General features: G+C 68.6%; 17 protein-coding genes. All 17 read right to left on the reverse strand.

The annotated features are described in order from the left end of the window. Positions 1-34: 34 nt before the first annotated feature. The 17 genes from AC1VNX_RS26035 to AC1VNX_RS26115 all read right to left on the reverse strand — a co-directional run bounded on the left by AC1VNX_RS26035 (position 35) and on the right by AC1VNX_RS26115 (position 19,256). Positions 35-787 carry an SDR family NAD(P)-dependent oxidoreductase gene (locus tag AC1VNX_RS26035; RefSeq protein ID WP_483160499.1) on the reverse strand — a complete coding sequence of 251 codons (753 nt, stop codon included), beginning with the start codon at positions 785-787 and terminating at the stop codon, positions 35-37. 5 nt (positions 788-792) lie between these two features. After that, on the reverse strand, positions 793-2,382 hold the full coding sequence (locus AC1VNX_RS26040) for an ATP-dependent acyl-CoA ligase (protein WP_483160500.1): 1,590 nt from the start codon (positions 2,380-2,382) through the stop codon (positions 793-795). Then, a complete protein-coding gene (locus tag AC1VNX_RS26045; protein WP_126022780.1) occupies positions 2,372-3,103 on the reverse strand; it encodes an ABC transporter ATP-binding protein in 732 nt (243 codons plus the stop codon). The genes AC1VNX_RS26040 and AC1VNX_RS26045 overlap by 11 nt, the downstream gene beginning before the upstream one ends. 82 nt (positions 3,104-3,185) lie before the next feature. Beyond that, entirely contained in the window at positions 3,186-4,973 is a 1,788-nt protein-coding gene (locus AC1VNX_RS26050; RefSeq protein WP_483160501.1) for a branched-chain amino acid ABC transporter ATP-binding protein/permease, read from the reverse strand. Further along, positions 4,970-6,025: a branched-chain amino acid ABC transporter permease gene (locus AC1VNX_RS26055; protein ID WP_483160502.1), complete on the reverse strand. Its 1,056-nt coding sequence runs from the start codon at positions 6,023-6,025 to the stop codon at positions 4,970-4,972. The genes AC1VNX_RS26050 and AC1VNX_RS26055 overlap by 4 nt, the downstream gene beginning before the upstream one ends. A 34-nt stretch (positions 6,026-6,059) precedes the next feature. Then, positions 6,060-7,223, reverse strand: a complete 1,164-nt coding sequence (locus AC1VNX_RS26060; protein WP_483160503.1) for an ABC transporter substrate-binding protein — start codon at positions 7,221-7,223, stop codon at positions 6,060-6,062. Between the two features lie 52 nt (positions 7,224-7,275). Next, positions 7,276-7,740, reverse strand: coding sequence for an aromatic-ring-hydroxylating dioxygenase subunit beta (locus AC1VNX_RS26065; protein ID WP_483162018.1), 465 nt, complete (start codon positions 7,738-7,740; stop codon positions 7,276-7,278). A gap of 5 nt (positions 7,741-7,745) precedes the next feature. Then, the gene (locus tag AC1VNX_RS26070; protein WP_483160504.1) at positions 7,746-9,071 is read right to left on the reverse strand and encodes an aromatic ring-hydroxylating dioxygenase subunit alpha; all 1,326 of its coding nucleotides are present in this window, start codon (positions 9,069-9,071) and stop codon (positions 7,746-7,748) included. Positions 9,072-9,205: 134 nt separating this feature from the next. After that, positions 9,206-10,351, reverse strand: coding sequence for an ABC transporter substrate-binding protein (locus tag AC1VNX_RS26075; RefSeq protein ID WP_483160505.1), 1,146 nt, complete (start codon positions 10,349-10,351; stop codon positions 9,206-9,208). 22 nt (positions 10,352-10,373) lie between these two features. Beyond that, positions 10,374-11,543 carry an ABC transporter substrate-binding protein gene (locus tag AC1VNX_RS26080; RefSeq protein WP_483160506.1) on the reverse strand — a complete coding sequence of 390 codons (1,170 nt, stop codon included), beginning with the start codon at positions 11,541-11,543 and terminating at the stop codon, positions 10,374-10,376. Between the two features lie 61 nt (positions 11,544-11,604). After that, positions 11,605-12,339 carry an SDR family NAD(P)-dependent oxidoreductase gene (locus AC1VNX_RS26085; protein WP_483160507.1) on the reverse strand — a complete coding sequence of 245 codons (735 nt, stop codon included), beginning with the start codon at positions 12,337-12,339 and terminating at the stop codon, positions 11,605-11,607. A 139-nt stretch (positions 12,340-12,478) separates the two neighbouring features. Next, on the reverse strand, positions 12,479-13,291 hold the full coding sequence (locus AC1VNX_RS26090) for a cyclase family protein (RefSeq protein ID WP_369659189.1): 813 nt from the start codon (positions 13,289-13,291) through the stop codon (positions 12,479-12,481). Between the two features lie 16 nt (positions 13,292-13,307). Then, on the reverse strand, positions 13,308-14,561 hold the full coding sequence (locus AC1VNX_RS26095; protein ID WP_483160508.1) for an SDR family NAD(P)-dependent oxidoreductase: 1,254 nt from the start codon (positions 14,559-14,561) through the stop codon (positions 13,308-13,310). An 85-nt stretch (positions 14,562-14,646) separates the two neighbouring features. Beyond that, complete coding sequence (locus tag AC1VNX_RS26100; protein ID WP_483160509.1) at positions 14,647-15,819, reverse strand: thiolase family protein; 1,173 nt, start codon at positions 15,817-15,819, stop codon at positions 14,647-14,649. Beyond that, on the reverse strand, positions 15,816-17,441 hold the full coding sequence (locus tag AC1VNX_RS26105; RefSeq protein ID WP_483160510.1) for an AMP-binding protein: 1,626 nt from the start codon (positions 17,439-17,441) through the stop codon (positions 15,816-15,818). The genes AC1VNX_RS26100 and AC1VNX_RS26105 overlap by 4 nt, the downstream gene beginning before the upstream one ends. Positions 17,442-17,451: 10 nt before the next feature. Beyond that, positions 17,452-17,943 (reverse strand): aromatic-ring-hydroxylating dioxygenase subunit beta, encoded by a 492-nt coding sequence (locus AC1VNX_RS26110; protein ID WP_483160511.1) that lies wholly within the window; start codon positions 17,941-17,943, stop codon positions 17,452-17,454. Further along, positions 17,943-19,256, reverse strand: a complete 1,314-nt coding sequence (locus AC1VNX_RS26115; RefSeq protein WP_483160512.1) for an aromatic ring-hydroxylating dioxygenase subunit alpha — start codon at positions 19,254-19,256, stop codon at positions 17,943-17,945. Before AC1VNX_RS26115 ends, AC1VNX_RS26110 begins: the two co-directional genes overlap by 1 nt. Position 19,257: the final 1 nt, after the last annotated feature.

The following is a 19,257-nucleotide window of genomic DNA, read 5'->3' on the forward strand; positions in this document are numbered from 1 at the left end:
GAACCATTTTAACCGGACGGCCCGGCAAGGCTTGTCAGCGCATGAAACGGCCGCCGTTGAGGTCCAGCGTTGCGCCCGTCATGAAGGCCGCAGCAGGAGAAGCCAGATAGACGACGGCCGCAGCCACCTCCTCGGCCAGCCCGAAGCGGCCGAGCGGAATGCCCGCCTGCAGCGCCTGCTGCCGCGCAGGCTCCATCGCATAGAGCGCGGGGCTGCGGATCGCCGCTGGCGCCAGCGCATTCACCGTCACGCCATGGGGCGCCAGCTCCTGCGCGAACGACCGCGTCAGCGCCAGCAGCCCGGCCTTGCTCGCCGCGTAGTGCACGCCAGTCGCGCTGCTGGCCTGCTGCCCGGCCATCGAGCTCAGGTTGACGATGCGCCCCTCGCCCCGCTCGCGCATGTGACGCCCGGCGATGCGGCAGCCGAAGAAGCTGCCTCGCAGATTGATCGCCAGCACGTCGTCCCACTCGTCGGGCGTGATATCCCAGAGCGAAGTCGACGGCGTGCGTGCCGCGTTGTTGACCATGATGTCGACGCAGCCGTAGTGCGCGACGGTGCTGTCGAAGCTCTCGCGGAATGCGGCCTCGTCGCGCACGTCGAGCCGCAGCGCGAGCCCACTGATCTCGCCCGCCGCAGCCTCGACCGCCGAGAGCTCGATGTCGGCCAGCGCCACCCGCGCGCCGGCCTGCGCCAGCCCTCTCGCGATGGCCGCGCCCAGGCCCTGCCCCGCCCCCGTCACGAACGCCACGCGCCCGGAAAGAGGAAGCTGCGGCGCACCGTTCGTCATGCTCGTCAGGCCTTCGCGGGCCGGCCATCCCAGGTCTGCGGCCCCACGCCGCGTTCCCGCAGCTTGAACTTCTGGACCTTGCCGTTCTCGGTGCGCGGCAGGTCGGCCAGCACGTCGATGTAGCGCGGTACGGCGAAGTACGGCAGCCGGCCCTCGCAGAAGCGGGCAAGCTCGGCCGGGTCGAGCGCCGCGCCTTCGCGCGCCACCAGCGCGGCCATCACCTCGTCCTCGGCAAGCTCGGAGCGCACCGGATACACCGCGCATGAAGCCACGGCCGGATGGCTCAGCAGCACCTGCTCCACCTCGAAGGAGGAAATGTTCTCCCCGCGGCGGCGGATCGCGTCCTTGATGCGGTCGACGAAGCGAAAGGCCCCGTCCGCATCGCGCACCACACGGTCGCCGGTGTGGAACCAGAGATTGCGCCAGGCCTCGACCGTCTTCTCCGGCATGTTGAAGTAGCCGCTGGCGAAGGCGTACGGCTCATCCGCACGAAGCAGCAGCTCGCCCGCCTCGCCGGCCGGCAGCGCCACATCGTCTTCATCGGCCACGAGCGCCTGGAAGCCCGGGCGCAGCCAACCCATCACGCCGCCGCGCGGCGAATCGGGCGCCGTGGCGATGGCGAAGTTGGTCTCGGTCGAGCCGTAGCCCTCCAGGAGCGAAACGCCTGTGCGCGCCTTGAACGCGGCGCCGGCGGCGGCCGGTACGCCGGGCCCCAGTCCGATGCGGACGCGATGGTCGCGCTCCCCGGCCTCTTCAGGCTGGGCTAGCAGGATCGGCACCATCGCCCCCAGCAGATAGACCACCGTCGCCCCGCTCGCGCGCATCGTCGGCCAGAAGCCCGATGCCGAGAAGCGCGTCTCGAACACCACCTGCGCCCCCGTCAGCGCGGCCTGTGCGAAGGTGTTGAGCGCGTTGATGTGGAAGAGTGGCAGCGTGGTGCACAGCACGTCGTCGGCGCCCACGCCAAGCACTTCCGCGCTGTTCACGCCCCACCAGAAATACTGCGCGTGCGGGCAGATGACGCCCTTGGCGGGTCCCGTCGTGCCCGAGGTGTAGAGAATCGCGAGCGCATCGCCGGGCTGCACCGGCGCCGCGGCAACAGGCTCTCCCTCGGCGGGGTACGGGACAACGCGCACATCGGCGGGCACCTGGCATACACCCGCAGCCATCTCGCCGACAACCCAGATCTCGCGCAGCGCAGTCCGTCCCAGGTCCGCCGTCGCGAGCCGCTCGAGAAAGCCCGCCTCGATCACCAGCAGCTTTGCCTCGCTGTTCGCAAGGAAGTATTCGATCTGCGGCCCCATCGACGCCGTATTGACCGGCACCGTCGCCGCACCCAGCCATCCCGCGCCCAGGAAGCTTTCGAGAAACTCGATCCGGCTGCCGCACATCACCGCGATTCGGTCGCCGCGCACCACGCCGGCCACCGTCAGTGCCCCGGCCCGCACGGCCGCGGCCTGCGCCGCATCGCGATGCGTCCACTCGCCTCCCGCGATCTTCAGCAGCGCGCGCGAGCCGAACAGTCCGGCCTGCCGCTGCAGCATCGCCGGCAGCGTGCGCTGCGCGGGCGGCACGGCGCGGGGCTCAGTCGTCATCGTGCGTGCCTCCGCCGAGGTAGGTGGCCTGCACTCGCGAATCGCTCGCCAGCTCGGCCGAGGCACCGGACAGCGCGATCTCGCCCGTTTCCAGCACATAGCCGTGGTCCGAGCTTTCGAGCGCCGCGCGCGCGTTCTGCTCCACCAGCAGGATCGACACGCCGTCTTCCCGCAGCTTGCGCACGATGGCCAGGATGTCTCGCACGATCAGCGGCGCCAACCCGAGACTGGGTTCGTCGAGCATCAACAGCCGGGGCGCCGACATCAGCGCGCGGCCCACGGCCAGCATCTGTCGCTCGCCGCCAGAGAGCGTGTCGGCGCGCTGCGAGCGGCGCTCGGCCAGGCGCGGAAAGCGGTCGTACACCGACTGCAGCCGCTTCTTCATCGCGTCGCCGCGCAGCCGCTTGGCGTACGCGCCGAGCTGCAGGTTGTCGAGCACGGTGAGCTCACCGAACAGCTCGCGCTTCTCGGGCACGAGGCACAGGCCGCGCTCCACGCGCGCTTCCACGTCGAGTCCCTGCAGGTCCTCGCCCTCGAAGCGCAGCGTGCCCTTGCATGGCAGCAGGCCCATGGCGGCGGCCAGCAGTGTGGTCTTGCCCGCGCCGTTCGGGCCGATCACCGAGATGATCTGGCCCGGCTGCAGGTCGAGCGAGACGCCGCGCACGGCCTCGACCTGCCCGTAGGACACGTGCAGGTCGCCAATCTCCAGCATCGCGGTCATACCAACACCCCCAGGCTCGTCACTTCGTGTACTTCGCGCACCCCCTGAAGGGGGCCCGCGCCTTCGGGCGGCCGTGCGGCGCTCATACGACGCTCCCCAGGTAAGCCGCCTGCACACGCTCGTCTGCGCGCACCGCCGACGGTACGCCCTCCACGAGCTTGGAGCCGAAATTCATCACCACCAGCCGGTCCACCAGTTTCATCACGAAGTCCATGTCGTGTTCCACGATGAGGATGGTCACGCCCTCCTCGCGCAGCTTGCGCAGCAGGTCGCCGAGCGCCATCTTCTCCTTGCGGCGCAAGCCCGCTGCGGGCTCGTCGAGCACCAGCAGCACCGGGTCGGCGGCCAGCGCGCGGGCGATCTCCAGGATGCGCTGCGTGCCCAGCGGCAGGCTGCCCGCCTGCTCGTGCGCGCGGTCGCCCAGGCCGATGCGGTCGAGCTGGCGCTGCGCCTCCTGCAGGATCTGGCTTTCCTCCGTGCGATCGAGCCGCAGGCCCGCCTTCAGGATGCCCGAGCGCGTGCGCGAATGCGCGCCCAGCGCCACGTTGTCGAGCAGGCTCATGTGCGGGCGCAGCTTCACATGCTGGAAGGTGCGCGCCAGCCCCAGCCGCGCCACCTCGCGCTGCGGCATGCCGGCGATGTCGTGCTCGATAAAGCGCACCTGGCCCGCGCTCATCGGCAGCGTGCAGGTCAGCAGGTTGAACATGGTCGACTTGCCCGCGCCGTTCGGCCCGATCAGCCCGACGATCTCGCCGGCCTTCACGTCAAAGCTCACGTCGTTTACCGCCACCAGTCCGCCGAAGCGCTTGACCGCGCCGTTCACCGACAGCACCGGCGAGCCGCGCGCAGGCAGCGTGCGGTGCGGCAGCGGCTCGACCGCAGGCCCCTCGTGGCGCGAAGGCCCGCGCGCGCCGGCGCGGCGGCGCGTCCAGCGGCGCAGCAGGCCCATCACACCGCCCCGCGCGAAGTGCAGCAGCAGGATGAAGAGCGCGGCAAAGGCCACGGCCTCCAGCTGACCCGCGCGCTGCGTGAGCATCGGCAGTACGTCCTGCAGGCCGTTCTTCAGCACCAGAACCAGTGCGGCGCCCACCAGCGCGCCACCCAACTGGCCAAGCCCGCCGGCCACCGCCATCAGCAGGTACTCGATGCTGGCGCGCACGTCGAAGGGCGACGGGCTCACGAAGCGGTTCATGTGCGCATAGAGCCAGCCCGCCAGCCCCGCGAGCAGGGCCGCGGTGACGAACAGCGAAAGCCGCACGCGGTACGCATCTGCCCCAACGCTCGCCAGCAGGGTGGCGCCGCCGCGCAGCCCGCGAATAGCACGCCCCGGCCGCGACTGCAGCAGGTTGTGGCTGAACAGGCAGGCCAGCCCCACCACCATCCAGATCAGGCAGTACATCGCGCGCGGGTCGGCCAGCGACCAGCCCGCGATCTGCAGCGGCGGAATATTCGACAGGCCCGTGTGCCGCCCCAGCGCATCGACGTTGCCGAACAGCATCGCGATGGAGAGCCCCCACGCGATGGTGCTCAGCGGCAGGAAGTGCCCGCCCAGCCGCAGCGTCAGCATGCCGATGGCGAGCGCCGACAGCCCCGTGAGCAGCAGCGCGAACAACAGCCCCAGCCAGGGCGACATGCCCTGCGTGGTGGTGAGCCACGCCGTCGCATAGGCGGCGATGCCCACGAAGGCGGCCTGCCCGAACGAGGTCGCGCCGCCCACGCCGGTCAGCAGCACGAGGCCCAGCGCCACGAGCGCGCCGATGCCGATGTCGTTGAGCAGCGAGACCGTGAAGCTGCCCGCGAACACCGGCACCAGCGCCAGCAGCACGACGAGCCCGGCGATCCACGCCATGCGTTTGCGATTGCCGTTCATTCGTCCACCTCGTCTTCTTCCTCTTCGGCATGCGCGGCCATGAAGGAGCGCAGCATCAGCACCGGGATCAGCAGGCTGAACACGATCACGTCCTTCAGCGCGCCGCTCCAGAACGAGGCGAAGCTCTCCACCACGCCGACCGCGAGCGCGCCCACGGCCGTCATCGGGTAGCTCACCAGGCCGCCGATGATCGCGGCCACGAAGGCCTTCAGGCCGATGATGAAGCCCGAGTCGTAGTACATCGTCGTCACCGGTGCGATCAGCACACCAATGAGCCCCGCCAGCAGCGAAGCGCAGCCGTACGCCAGCAGCGCAGTGCGCACCGGCCGTATGCCGACCAGCCGCGCGCCCACCCGGTTGACCGCCGTGGCGCGCAGCGCCTTGCCGGCCACCGTGCGCTCGAACACCAGGAAGAAGAGGCCACTCAGCACGATGGCCGCACCCACCATCAGCACCACCTGCCCGCTGACGGTGAAGCCGTCGCCCAGCGTGAACACGGCGCTGGTCAGCGGCGTGGTGCGCGAGCCCTCGGGCCCGAAGAACAGCAGGCCCAGGCCCGACAGCAGGAAGTGCAGGGCGAGCGACACGATCAGCAGCACCAGCACCGAAGCGTCGGCGATCGGCTGGAACACCACGCGCGCCAGCAGCGGCGCGATGGGCACCACCAGCAGCACAGCCACCGCGATGTGCACCGCCACCGGCACGCCGGGCCGCGCCGCCAGCCATGCCAGCACGCACGGAATGGCGGGCAGCACGCCCCATGTCAGCACCGCCTTCGGAATGCGCGCGGCCTCGCCGCGCCGCACGAGGCTGCCGACCTCGGTGGCCAGCGCCAGCGCCGCCAGCACCGCGACCATGCCGATGGTCGGCGGCACGCGGCCGGTCTCGAAGGCCGCGAGCGACAGTGCCGCGAAGGCCGCGATGTCGCCGAAGGGCACGAACACCACCCGCGTGACCGAGAAGATCAGCACCAGCCCGAGGCCGGCCAGCAGGTAGATGGCACCGTTGGCAAGGCCGTCGGTGAGGAGGATGAGCGCAACGTCCCACGTCATCGCGCGGTCCTCCGGAAAGTCGATGGCAAGAGGTTCAAGGTGCGAGCTTCCATTGGCCGTTGTCGAGCTTGACGATCACCCGTGCGCGTTCGTCCACGCCGTAGAGACTGCCGGGCTTGAAGGTGTAGACGCCATGCGTGCCCACCACTTCCTTGGTGCTGAAGATGGCGTCGCGCAGCGCCACGCGGAACTCGGGCGTGCCCGGCTCGGCCTTCTTCATCGCGCGCGACGCGGCATCGGCGAACACCAGCCAGCCGTCGAAGGAATAGGCCGAGAAGGCGTCGCTGGTCGGCGCGTTGTTGACCTTCTGGAAAGCCGCGCGGAAGTCGGTTGCGATCTTCTTGGTCGGGTAGTTGTCGGGCAGCTGCTCGGCCACGATCACCGGGCCGGTGGGCATCAGCGCGTTCTGGCCTGCAGTTCCGACCACGCGCACGAAGTCGGGGTTGATCAGTCCGTGCTGGCCGTACACGCCGCCCTTGAAGCCGCGCTCCTGCAGCGCGAGGAAGGGCAGCGCTCCGGGCGTGCCGGCGCCGCCGGTCATCACCGCGTCGGGGCGCAGTGCCACGATCTTCAGCACCTGGCCCGTCACCGAGGCGTCGGCGCGCGCATAGCGCTCGTTGCTAACCACCTTGATTCCGGCGGCGGGCGCGGCCTTCATGAGCGCCTCGTACACCAGGTCGCCCCAGGCGTCGGAGAAGCCGATGTAGCCCACGGTCTTCACGTTGTTGCGCTTCATGCGCTCGACCACCGCATCGATCATCAGCTGCGTGGGCTGCGCCACCGTCATCACCCAGGGGTTCTCGTTCGGGTCGAGCAGGATGGGCGTGAGGCCGATCATCGGCGTCTTCGCCTCCTTGCCCACCTGCGCCATCGCAATGGCCGCGGGTACGCCCGAGGTGCCCATGAGCACGTCCACCTTCTCCTCCTCGATCAGCTTGCGCGCGTTGCGCCCGGCCGTCGTCGGGTCGGAGCCGTCGTCGAGCACGACGAGCTGGATCTTGCGGCCGTTCACTTCCGGCTTGTAGGCCAGCGCAGCCTGCATGCCCTTGGCGTAGGGCACGCCCAGCGAGGAGTTCGGCCCCGACAGCGACACGCTCAGTCCGACCTTCAGGTCGGCCGCGAATGCGCTGGCAACGCCACAGGCGGTCAGCGCGGCGGCGAGGGCACCGCGCGTCAATGTCTGCATCAGGCTCTTCATGTCGTAGCTCCGGTGAGGATGGTTGGAATGGACAACAGGTAACTCGGATGGATCAGATGAACAACTGGATCGCCGGCAACGCGCGCGGGGCGTTGAGCAGGTCGATGCGCTTCTCGCGGATGCGCCAGCCCTCCGGCGTGCGCACGAGGTGGTGGCGGGCGGTGCCGCTCAGCAATATCTGGCCCTCGCCGCGCGCCTCGACGTAGAGGAAGGGCGTGCGCAGCCAGGCCTCATCGCCCTCCTCGCGCTCGAGCCGGGATGGCTGCAGCACATGCTGGCTGTGGCTGGCCGGATGCTGCGAATGCGCGCGCGGGTTCTTCAGGCGCCCGACCCGCAGCTGCAGCAGCAGCCGGTCTTCGTAGGCCAGCGAGTTGTGCGAGAACGGATCGGCCTGCGCCGCGCCGAGCAGTGGCACCCAGTAGTGGCCGTCCTCCGCGAAGAGGGTCAGCCAGTCGTCGAAACGCCGTTCGTCGAGCAGCGCCGCCTCGTGGGCGACGAAATCACGCGGGTCGCTCAAGGCCGTCATGCCGGGGCCCCCATGCTCGCCGTCATGGCCTTCGCCCATGCGCGGAACTGGTTGCGCATCAGCAGCTCGTTGGTGCCGTTGGTGGTGACCGTGGCTTGCTGCGTCTCGGCCGCGTCGAAGTTGCGGTGCAGGCTCACCCATTCGTTGCCGCCCGCGCGCAGGCCCTGCTGAATGCTCTCGAACAGGTGCACGTCGTCGTGCGCGACCACCGACATCGGCGAGAACACCAGCCGGTTGTAGCTCATGGCCCGCTCGAAGAGCAGCGCGGGCGCGCCTGCGGCACTGAAGCTCCAGGCCTCGATCAACGTGCGGTTCGCCGCCAACGGGCGGATCACGCGGATGGCCAGGGGCGAGCCCTTGACCGACAGGCTGGGGAAGAAAACCGAATTCTGCGGCGAGCGCTGCAATATCTCCGCCGCGCGCGCCTCGCCGTGCGCAGCGCGCATGGCGGCTTCGTACTCGGGCAGCTGCGCGTAGTTGGAATGGATGCTGAAGTTCACCCCCAGCACGCTGTGGCCGTTGGCGAACACGCGCCCGCCCATCCTGTCGAAGAACTCGTAGCCCGAGCCGAAGGGCAGGATCTGCTCCATCGCCATCGGCTTGGGGTCCGTTGGCGCATGGCCCTCCCACAGCGCCTCGGCTGCCTTGGTGGCCGACTCGTGCGTGGACATCGGGTGTACCGTGTCGTTGATGTTCTCCAGGTACATCTTCCAGTTGCAGTGGACGATGTTGCGCAGCACGCCACCGCCGACCATGAGCTTGCCTTCGGGCGAGCGGTCGACCATGTTGTCGATGGCGCCCAGCACCTCGCCGAAGTAGTCATCGAACGAGGGGCCGGTGTCGGAGAGCCGCACGAACACGAAGTCGCGGTACACCTTCACGTTCCTCACCGCCGAGAGCCCTTGCCCCGACTCGCAGGCCTTGAGCTGCGTGCCTTCGTAGCCGTTCTTCAGCGGCAGCCCGAGCGGCGCGCCGTCGAGCTTGTAGGTCCAGGCGTGGTACGGGCAGCGGAAGAAGCGGCCAGTGTTGCCGCACTCATCGGTCACCAACTGCGTGCCCTTGTGGGCGCAGCGGTTGTAGAGCACGTGCACGTCGCCATCGGGCTGTCGCACCATCAGCAGCGGCCGCCCCGCGATCTCCTGCGTCACGAAGTCGCCGGCCTGCGGCACCTGGCTCGCATGGCCCAGGAAGACCCAGGTGCTGGCGAACAGGTGCTCCTGCTCCAGCGCGAAAAGCTCCTCGCTGAGGTACAGGTCGCGGTGCACCCGGTCGTCCTGCACCAGCGCCGCGACGAGATCGGGGCGATTGCGATAAAGGTTCATAGGCGTACTCCTGACTCGGGTCGCGCCGCGCTACTTCGCGGAACACCGTGGAACCGGCTTCGCCGGGCCACCGGTGTTGCCCCCGGTAAGGGGTTGGCGAAGCGACACGAAGTGCGCGCAGCCTGGGGGCGAGCTCATTGCGGCACCAGCTTCCACTGGCCTTTTGTCATCTGCACGATGACCACGCCACGCTGGTCGGAGCCGTAGCGGTCGTCGGGCTTGAAGGTGTAGACGCCATGCGTGCCCACCAGCTCCTTGGTGCTCACGATGGCATCGCGCAGCGCGGTGCGGTAGGCCGGCGTGCCCGGTTCCCCCTTGGTACGCGAGGCCGCGTCGGCCAGCAGCAGGTAGGCGTCATAGGTGTACGACGAGAAGGCATCGGTCGGCACCACGCCGTTGAGCTTCTGGTACGCGTTGCGAAAGCCCATCGACACCTTCTTGATCGGGTTGGCATCGGGCAGCTGGTCGGCCACCAGCACCGGGCCGCTGGGCACCTGCAGGCCCTCGATGGAAGCGCCGCCCACGCGCACGAAGTCGGCGTTGATGAGGCCGTGCGTGCCGTAGATCCTGCCCTTGTAGCCGCGCTCGGCCAGCGCGATGTAGGGCAGCGCGCCGGGCGTGCCCGAGTTGCCGGCGAACACCGCGTCGGGCCGCGCCGCGACGATCTTCAGCACCTGCCCGGCCACCGACGAATCGCTGCGCGCATAGCGCTCGTTCGCCACCACCTTGATGTCGGCGGCATCGGCGCTCTTCATCAGCGAGTCATAGGCCAGGTCGCCCAGCGCGTCGGAAAAGCCGATGAAGGCCACCGTCTTCACGCCCGACTTCTTCATGCGATCGACCACACCCGCCACCATGAGCGGGAAGGGCTGCGACACCGTCACCGTCCACGCACCCTCGGGGCCCGGAATGGTCACCGGCGTGGGCGAGATCAGCGGCGTGTTGAGCTCGCGCGCCACCGAGGCGATGGCCATCGCGCCCGGCACGCCCGAGGTGCCGATGAGCACGTCGACCTTGTCCTCGGTCACCAGCTTGCGCGCGTTGCGCCCTGCCGTGGTCGGGTCGGAGGCATCGTCGAGCACGATGAGCTGGACCTTGCGCCCGGCGATCTCCGGACGCTCGGCGATGGCGGCGCGGATACCCTTCTCGTAGGGCACGCCCAGCGCGGCCACCGGGCCCGAGAGAGAGCTGATGAAGCCGATCTTCAGGTCGGCGGCCATGGCCTGCGCAGCAGCCAGCGCGACGGCCGTGGTGGCGAGGATGCGGGCGATCTTTTTCATTTGCGATTTCACGTCGGGGATTTCAGGGAACCAGCTTCCATTGGCCCTTGTCGAGCCTCACGACGACGCGCGAACGGTCGTCCGAGCCGTAGCGGTCGGTCGGCTTGAAGTTGTAGACACTGTGCGTGCCCACCAGCTCCTTGGTGCTCACGATGGCGTCGCGCAGCGCCACGCGGAACTGCGGCGTGCCAGGCTCGGCCTTGCCGGCCAGCGCGCGCTGGGCCGCATCGAGGTAGATCAGCCAGGCATCGAAGCTGTAGGCCGAGAAGGTGTCGGTGGGCGGCGCGCCGTTGGCCTTCTGGTAGGCGGAGCGGAAGTCCATCGCGATCTTCTTCATCGGGTTGGCGTCAGGCAGTTGCTCGGCCACCACCACCGGGCCCGTGGGCGCCAGCAGGCCTTCGACCGACGGGCCGCCGACGCGGATGAAGTCGGGGTTGATCAGCGAGTGCATGCCGTAGATCTTTCCCTTGTAGCCGCGCTCGGTGAGCGCGAGGTAGGGCAGCGCGCCTGGGGTGCCCGACGCACCGGTGATCACCGCGTCGGGCCGCAGCGCCACGATCTTCAGCACCTGGCCGGCCACCGACGAATCGCTGCGCGCATAGCGCTCGTTGCTCACCACCTTGATGCCGGCGCCGGGCGCCGACTTCATGAGCGCGTCGTACACCAGGTCGCCCCAGGCATCGGAGTAGCCGATGTAGGCCACCGTCTTCACGCCCGACTGCTTCATCTTCTCGACCATCGCGCCCATCATCAGCGGCGCGGGTTGCGGCAGCGTCACCATCCATGCGCCCTCCTCGCCGGGCAGGTCGGCGTTGGCGATGGAGATCAGCGGCGTCTTCGTCTCGCGCGCCACGCCGGCGATGGCCAGCGAACCCGGCGCGCCGGCCGTGCCGATGATGACGTCGACCTTGTCTTCCTCGATCAGCTTGCGCGCGTTGCGCGCCGCGGTCGACGGATCGGACGCATCGTCGAGCTGGATCACCTGGACCTTGCGGCCGCCGACTTCCGACTTGTAGGCCACCGCCGCCTTCATGCCCTTGTCGTACGGAATGCCCAGCGAAGACACCGGCCCCGACATCGAAGTGATGAAGCCGACCTTGAGATCGGCGGCCCACGCGCCCGCGGCGCCCGTCAGCGCGCCGAGGCCCGCGGCGATGGCCGCGAATGTGCGAATTCGGTTCAGTACTTTCATGGCGGTGCTCCAGAGGTGGTTTTTTTGATGGACGAGAGAAAGCAGGAAGAGAGGAAGAGGTTCAGAGGGCCAGGCTGCCGACGCTGGTGCCGCCGCACACGTAGAGCACCTGTCCGGTGACGAAGCTGTTGTCGGCATCGGCGAAGAAACGCACGGCGCGTGCCACGTCGGCCGATTCGCCGAGCCGCTTGACCGGCACCGAGGCGGCGAGCGCGCGTTCCTTCTCGCTGCCGGCCTCGACCACGTCGTAGAACATGTCGGTGCGGATGGGCCCCGGCGCCACCACGTTCACCGTGATGCCGTCGGCCGCCAGCTCCAGCGCCCAGGTCCGCGCCATACCCAGCATGCCGGCCTTGGTCGCCGAATAGCTGGTGCGCGTGGCCAGCCCCAGCGCGGCGCGCGACGAGAGCAGCACCACGCGACCGAAACGCTGCGCACGCATCGCGGGCAATGCACCTTGCACGAGCTGGATCGCACAGCCCAGGTGCAGGTCGACCAGCGCGTCGAGGTCGTCGAGCTTCACCTCGGGCAGCAGCGCGGCGCGGATCACGCCCGCGTTGTGCACGATGGTGGTCGGCGAGAAGCGCCCGACCAGTTCGCGCACCGCCTCGCCCGTGGCGGCGCGGTCGCTCAGGTCGACTTCGATGCTGTGCAGCTTCGGGTGGTCGATCTCCGCCTTGCGGCGCGCGAGCGACACCACCTCGTAGCCCTGCGCGAGCAGGTCTTCGCAGATGGCCTTGCCGATGCCGGCGCTGCCGCCTGTGACCGCCGCGACCTTTGGTGCCAGGGTGCTCATGCGCGATCTCCCTGTCTTGCTCCCTCTCCCGCGTGCGGGAGAGGGTTGGGGTGAGGGCGCGCACCGAACAGAGAGCCCTCATCCCCCGCCTTCTCCCGCAAGCGGGAGAAGGAGCCAAAACCGATGCGGGTGCGAAAGCTCATGCCGATGCCCCCACGAGTGCCAGCACGCGCAGCGGACTGCCGCTGCCCTTCTCGATCTTCAGCGGCGGGCAGATCAGCACCGCGCCGGACGGCGGCAGCAGGTCGAGGTTGCTCAGGCACTGCAGGCCGTAGCGGCCCGCGCCGTGCATGTAGTAGTGGCAGGGGTATGGCGGGCGCAGGTGGTAGCCCTGCCCGGCATCGGTGCCGATGGCTTCGGAGCCGAAGCCCAGCACGTCGCGCTCCTCGACCAGGAAGCGCACGGCGGCCGTGCTCGGGCCGGGCGTGTGCTGGCCGGTCTCGTCGAAGTTCTGGTAGGCCTCCGGGTCGGTGCGCTTCGACCAGTCGGTGCGCATCAGCACCCAGGCGCCCTTCGGGATGCGGCCGTGCGCAGCCTCGTAGGCCTCGATGTCTTCGAGGGTGAGCAGGTAGTCCGGGTCGTCCTTCACCTGCGGCGAGCAATCGATCACGCAGGCCGGCGCCACGAAGTGCTGCACGGGGATGGTGTCGACCGAGTTGTTCGGCAGGTCGCGGCCCGAGATCCAGTGGATCGGCGCGTCGAAGTGGGTGCCCGTGTGCTCTCCGCAGGAAAAGTTGTTCCAGTACCAGCCCGGGCCGCGCTCGTCGTACTTCGACACTTCCTCGATGCGGAAGGGCCAGCACTGGCCCATCTCGGGCGGCAGCGCGATCTGCGGGAATTCGGGCGTCAGCGTCTGCGTGAGGTCGATCACGCGGATGCGGCCGCTGGCCATGGCGGTCACCAGGCCGCCGAGGATTTCGGCGGCAGACATCAGTTCGGTTGTCGTGGTCATTCGTGTGGCTCCTGTCTCAACCACCTGCAGCGAGTTCGCGCTCGAGCACCTTCGGGTTGTCGCGCCAGCGCTCCAGCCATTCCTGCGCCACGTCGCCGGGGTACACGTCTTCCACGCCGTCGCGCAGCGCCTTCACGATGGCGTTGGCCAGCGCCGATGGCGCGAGCTTGGGCGGCGGCGTGTGCTGGTTCCATTCGTCGTCGATGGGGCCGGGGAACACATTGATCACGCGGATGCCGGCCGGCCGCATCTCTGCGCGCAGGCACTGCGCGAGCGAATGCGCAGCGGCCTTCGAGGCGCTGAAGGTGCCGTGCGGCGGGAAGTTGCTCAGCGCGTAGATCGACAGCAGGTTGACCCAGGCGGTCGCGCCCGTCACACCATCGGCCGAGCGGCCCTTGAGCGCGGGGCCGAACTCCTGCGCAAGGCGCAGCAGGCCGAAGTAGTTGATGTCCATCTCGGCCTTGGCCACGTCGGTGCCGCGCCGCGCACCGATACCGAAGGTGCGGTGCACCTCGGCGTTGTTGATGACGATGTCGACCTTGCCGCCGATGGAGCCCGCGAGCTCCGTCACCTGCCGGCCGTTGGTCAGGTCCAGCGGCACCAGCGTGACCTGCGGCAGCGCGGAGATGTCGTCGAGGCCGTCGCCCATCTTCTTCCAGGGCTCGGCGTGGCCGACCCAGACGATGTCGGCGCCGGCCTTCACCAGCGCGCGTACGATGGCCTGACCGGTCTCGGTCTTGCCGTCGGTCACCAGCACCTTGCGGAACTTGGGGTCGCTGGTCATCTCGCGCAGCATCTTGTCGTCGGCCATGTGGGAACTCCCTTCATTCGGAAAACCAATGAGAACGGCCTGTCCCGCGCGGTCGAGCCGGGCACCCACGCGCACGCGTTGCGGCGCGTCGCCGACCTCGCCGTGCAGGTGGACCATGAGCGTGGGGCCGGCATCCAGGTGCACAAGGCCCAGCCGCCAGGGCAGCCGCTCGCGGAAGAACAGGTCGTTGCTGTGGTGCAGCGTGGTGCTGCCGAGCAGCTCGCCCTCGCCGCTTTGCTGCCGCCAGCGAAGCGCGGCCGACAGGCACTTGCGGCAGACCTCGCGCGGCGGGTACTGCACAGTGCCGCAGTCGTCGCAGGTCTGGAGTTCGAAGCGGCCTTCGGCTGCTGCGGCCGTGAGGCCCAGCGCCACGCGGCCGCGTGCGCCGGGCGGCAGGTTCATCTGCCGGGTGCGCAGCACCGGGTTCTTGCGCGGGGGGCGCATCATCGGCATGGTCATAGCGCCTCCGCCGGGCCGCCCCAAGGCAGGCGCGCGGCCCCCTCGGGGGGCAGTGCAGCCGCGAAGCGGCAAACGTGGGGGTACATCATTCCGGTCTCCCCAGGATCACCGCGCCTGTGCACAGGCAGCGGTCGTAGGTCACCATGCCGAAGCCGGCGACGAGACCCAATCGCGCATCGGGCACCGTGCGTGCGCCGGCCTCGTCCGTCAGCTGGCGGATCGTCTCGACCATGCCGAGGAATCCACCCGCCGCGCCGGCCTGTCCCGCCGAGAGCTGCCCGCCGCTCGTGTTGTTCGGAAAGCTGCCGTCGAAGGTCATGGTGTTGGCCTGCACGAAGGCCGGGCCCTCGCCCTTCTCGCAGAAGCCCAGGTCTTCGAACTGCATCATCACGATGACGGGGTAGTCGTCGTAGGTCTGCACGAAGTCGAGTTCCGCAGGCTGGATGCCGGCCTGCGCATAGAGGTCGTCGCGGTCCTTGCGCCAGCCGCCCTGCACCATCACCGGGTCTTCGGCATAGGCGTTGTGGCGCTCGATGGCGCCTCGGATCACCACGTGCGCCAGGCCCAGGTCGCGCGCACGCTCCTCGCTCATCACGAGGAAGGCATCGGCGCCGGCGCAGGGCATCACGCAGTCGAAAAGATGGATCGGGTCGGAGATGGGCCGCGCGGCCATGTACTCGTCGAGCGTGAGCGCCTTCTTGAACATGGCGTTCGGGTTGCCGAGCGCGTTGGTGCGCTGGTCGACGCAGATGCGGCCGAAGTCCTCGCGCTTCGCGCCGTAGGTGCGCATGTAGTTGGCGGTGATGAAGGCGAAGATCGAGTTCGGCCCGCCCGAGCCGTAGGGGTAGCTCGCGTCGCGCGCGAAATTGCTGAAGCTGCCCAGCGTCTGGCGGAAGGAATCGACGTGGTTGGTGTCCGCCCCCACGCAGGCCACGATGTCGGCATCGCCCGCCTGCACCGCGCGCGCCGCACGGCGCAGGCACATCACGCCCGATGCGCCGCCGGTGGGCACGTGGTCGAGCCAGCGCGGAGACAGGCCCAGGTGCTGGGTGACGCCCACTGCCGTGTCGGGCGCGAGCGAGAAGCTGCTGAGGCACAGGCCGTCGATCTGCTCCTTGGGCACGCCGCTGGCCTTCACCAGCGCCTCGACCGCCTGGCCGATGAACCAGTGCGCGGTGCGCGTGGAGTAGCGCACGTAGGGCACGGTGACGGGTACCGCCACCGCCACGCCTTCGTAGGAAAGCCGCTTGCCCGTCATGCCTGCCTCTTCTTCATCGAACGGGTGTCGATGCAGTGGCCCTGGCCGGGCAGCGACTGCGCCATCTCGCGCAGCTGCCCGCGCTGGATCTTCTGCGAGGGCGTGAGCGGCAGCGCGTCGACGAAGGCCACGTAGCCGGGTGCTTTGTAATAGGCGAGCTGTGCCAGCGCATGCTGGACGATGCTGGCCGCAGTCTGTTCGAGCTTAGAGGCATCGGCGCCTTCGCGCATCACGATGCAGGCCAGCACCTCGTCGCCGCGCACTTCGTCGGGCGTGGCCGCCACGGCCGAGGCCTTCACCGCCGGATGCTGGTTGAGCACGCTCTCGACCTCGACGGCGGAGATGTTCTCGCCGCTGCGGCGGATCACGTTCTTCTTGCGGTCGACGAAGAAGAAGTTGCCCTCGGCGTCGCGGCGCACCAGGTCGCCGGTGTGGAACCAGCCATCGGCCCAGGCTTCGCGCGTGGCTTCCTCGTCCTTGAGGTAGCCGGAGAAGAAATAGCGCCTCGGGTCGGGGCCGGCCGAGCGCACCAGCAGTTCGCCCGGCGCGTCGACGCCGACCTCGCTGCCGTCGTCGCCCACGAGGCGGATCTCGACGAAGCTCTCCTGCCGACCGAAGCAGCTGGTACCTACCAGGCGCGGCTCGCGGTTGGCCATGATGCAGGCGGCCGCGCCGGTCTCGGTCATGGCCCATGCCTCGACCAGCGGGAAGCCGAAGCGCTCCTCGAAGGGCGCGTGGTTCTTGCGGTCCACGCCGGCGCCGAAGCCCCAGCGGATGGCATGGTCGCGGTCGGCCGCCGACGCAGGCGCCGACAGCAGCATCGCAGGCATCACGCCCAGATAGTGGACGATGGTCGCGCCGCTCTCCTTCGCGCTCGCCAGCCATGTCTTCGGATGGAAGCGGTCGAGCTGCACCAGGCAACCGCCCGCGACCAGCACCACCATGGTGGAGAAGGCCATCGCGTTCATGTGGTTGAGCGGCAGCGGCGTGATGACGCGCTCCCTGTCAGGCCGGATGCTGCACACGCCGTCGAGCGCCGCATACCACTCGCCCGCGCGCAGGAAGTAGGCATTGCTCAGGATGCAGCCCTTGGGGCGCCCCGTGGTGCCCGAGGTGTAGAGCAGGCCGCATTCGGTATCGGTGCTCACGGGCTCGTTGGCACGTGGCGCGGCTGTCTTCGCGGGGGGTACCGCGTCGTCGGTGCCCATGGTCTCGAAGGCAATGCCTGCCTGCGCGGCCGCGGCGCGCAGGTCGGCCGCGCGCTCCGGCAACGTCACGGCAAGGCCGATCTCGCTGTGGCCGATCAGGTAGACCAGCTCGGCCGAGCGCATCTCCGAGTTGATAGGCACCACGCTCACACCCAGTGCGTTCAGCGCGAGCCAATGAAAGATGAAAGCCGGCCGGTTCTCCAGCAGCAGGCCGACGCGATGACCGTGGCCGTAGCCGGCTCGTGCATAGGCTGCGCGCAGCCGCTCGATGCGCTCTGCGGCATCGCCCCAGCGGATGGCGCCCGCTTCGATGCCGTAGGCAGCGGCGGTCACCGATTCGGTGAAAAGGAATTCGGCCTGCGGCGTGCGGGCCGCGGTGGCTGCGAAAACGTCGTGGACGGTGGCGTGCGGCATCTCGTCCCTGTCAGATGAAGAGCTGCACGGCCGGCAGGGCCGCGTCGCAGTTGAGAAGGTTGACGCGCTTGAGCGTCATGCGCAGCGCGGCGTCCTGCACCGTGAGGTGGTGGAAGAAGGTGCCCACGTAGAACTGGATCTCGTCGCCCTGCGACTCCGTGTAGTGGAACGAGGTGCGCACCACGTAGCGGTTGGCTTCCGCATCGAACTGCTCGACCACCGGCACCTGCAGCAGGTGGTGGCAGCGGCTCGGCGGCTGCTGCGAGAAGGCGCGCGGGCTCTTCAGGCGCTCGATGCGCAGCTCGCGCAGCAGCTTGTCCTCGTAGAGATGCGAGGTGTGGTTGAGGCCGTCTTCCTGGTCGGGAATCAGTGGCACCCAGTAGAAGGCATCGTCGGTGAAGAGTGCGTTCCACTCCTCGTAGCGGCGGGTGTCGAGCAGGTGAGCTTCGTTCACGACGAAATCGATCAAATCCTGGCGGGTGATTTCTGCGGTGCCGGCCATCACATCGTCTCTGTCATGCGCTGGACCCAGCTGCGGTACTGGTTGCGCATCGGCAGCTCGTTGGTGCCGCCGGTGGTGATCTCGCCGCCCTTCAGCTCCGCGGGGTCATAGTCGCGATGAAGGCTCACCCACTCATTGCCGCTCGCATGCAGGCCGGCCTGCATGCCGCGATAGGCCTGCAGATCGTCGTGGCCCACCACCGAGAACGGCGAGTTGATGAGACGGTTGTACATGGCGGTGCGCTGCAGCAACTCCGGCGGCGCGCCCTTGAGGCGGAAGGTCCAGCTCTCGATCAGCGTCCTGTCGGCCGAAATCGGCTTGACCACACGGATCGCCTGGATCGCGCCCTTGATCGTGAGGTTCGGGTAGTACACCGTGTTGTGCCGCGCCATGCCGAGGATCTGCGCCGTCTTCTCCTCGCCATAGCGCGCCTTCATGGCGTTGTCGTACTCGGGGATCGCCTTGTACTTGCTGTGGATGCTGAAGTGCACGCCGGTGAAGCTGTGGCCGTTGTCGTAGGTGCGGATGCCCATGTCCTCGAAGAACTTGTAGTCGGACATGAAGGGCGCGAACTGCTCCACCGCCATGGGCTTGGGCTCGCTCTCGGGCTTGTCGGCCCACATACGCTTGGCGGTGCCGGCGGAAGATTCGTGCGCCACCATGGGGTGCATGGTGTCGTTGAGGTTCTCCACGAACATCTTCCAGTTGCACTGGTGCATGAAGCGCAGGCAGCCGCCTGCTATTTCAAGCTCGCCTTCGGGCGAACGATCGGCCATGTTGTCGATGGAGCTCAGCGAGTCGCCGAAGTACTCGTCGAAATCGGGGCCGGCATCGTTGATCTTCACGAAGATGAAGCCGCGATGGCTGCGCACGTGCTTCACGGTGGTCAGGCCCTTGCCCGATTCGCACTCGTGCAGCTGGGTGTTCTCGTAGCCGGTCTTCAGCGGGATCGCCAACGGCGCGCCGTCGGTCTTGAAGGTCCAGGCGTGGTAGGGGCAGCGGAAGAACTTGCCGGTGTTGCCGCAGGGGCCATTGACGAGGCGCGAGCCCTTGTGGGCGCAGCGGTTCATCATCACGCGCACGCTGCCGTCGGAGTGGCGCACCACGATCAGCGGACGCCCGGCGATCTCGTTGCTGATCCAGTCGCCGGGCTTGGGCAGCTGGCTCTCGTGGCCGACATAGTTCCAGGTGTTGGCGAAGAAGTGCTCCTGCTCCAGCTCGAAGAGTTCCTGGCTTGTGTACAGATCGCGGTGCACCCGGTCGTTCTGAACCAGCGCGCGGACGGCGTCGGGGTTGTCTCTGTACGAGGTCATG

It is taken from the genome of Variovorax sp. TLI9-5A (assembly GCF_056867935.1).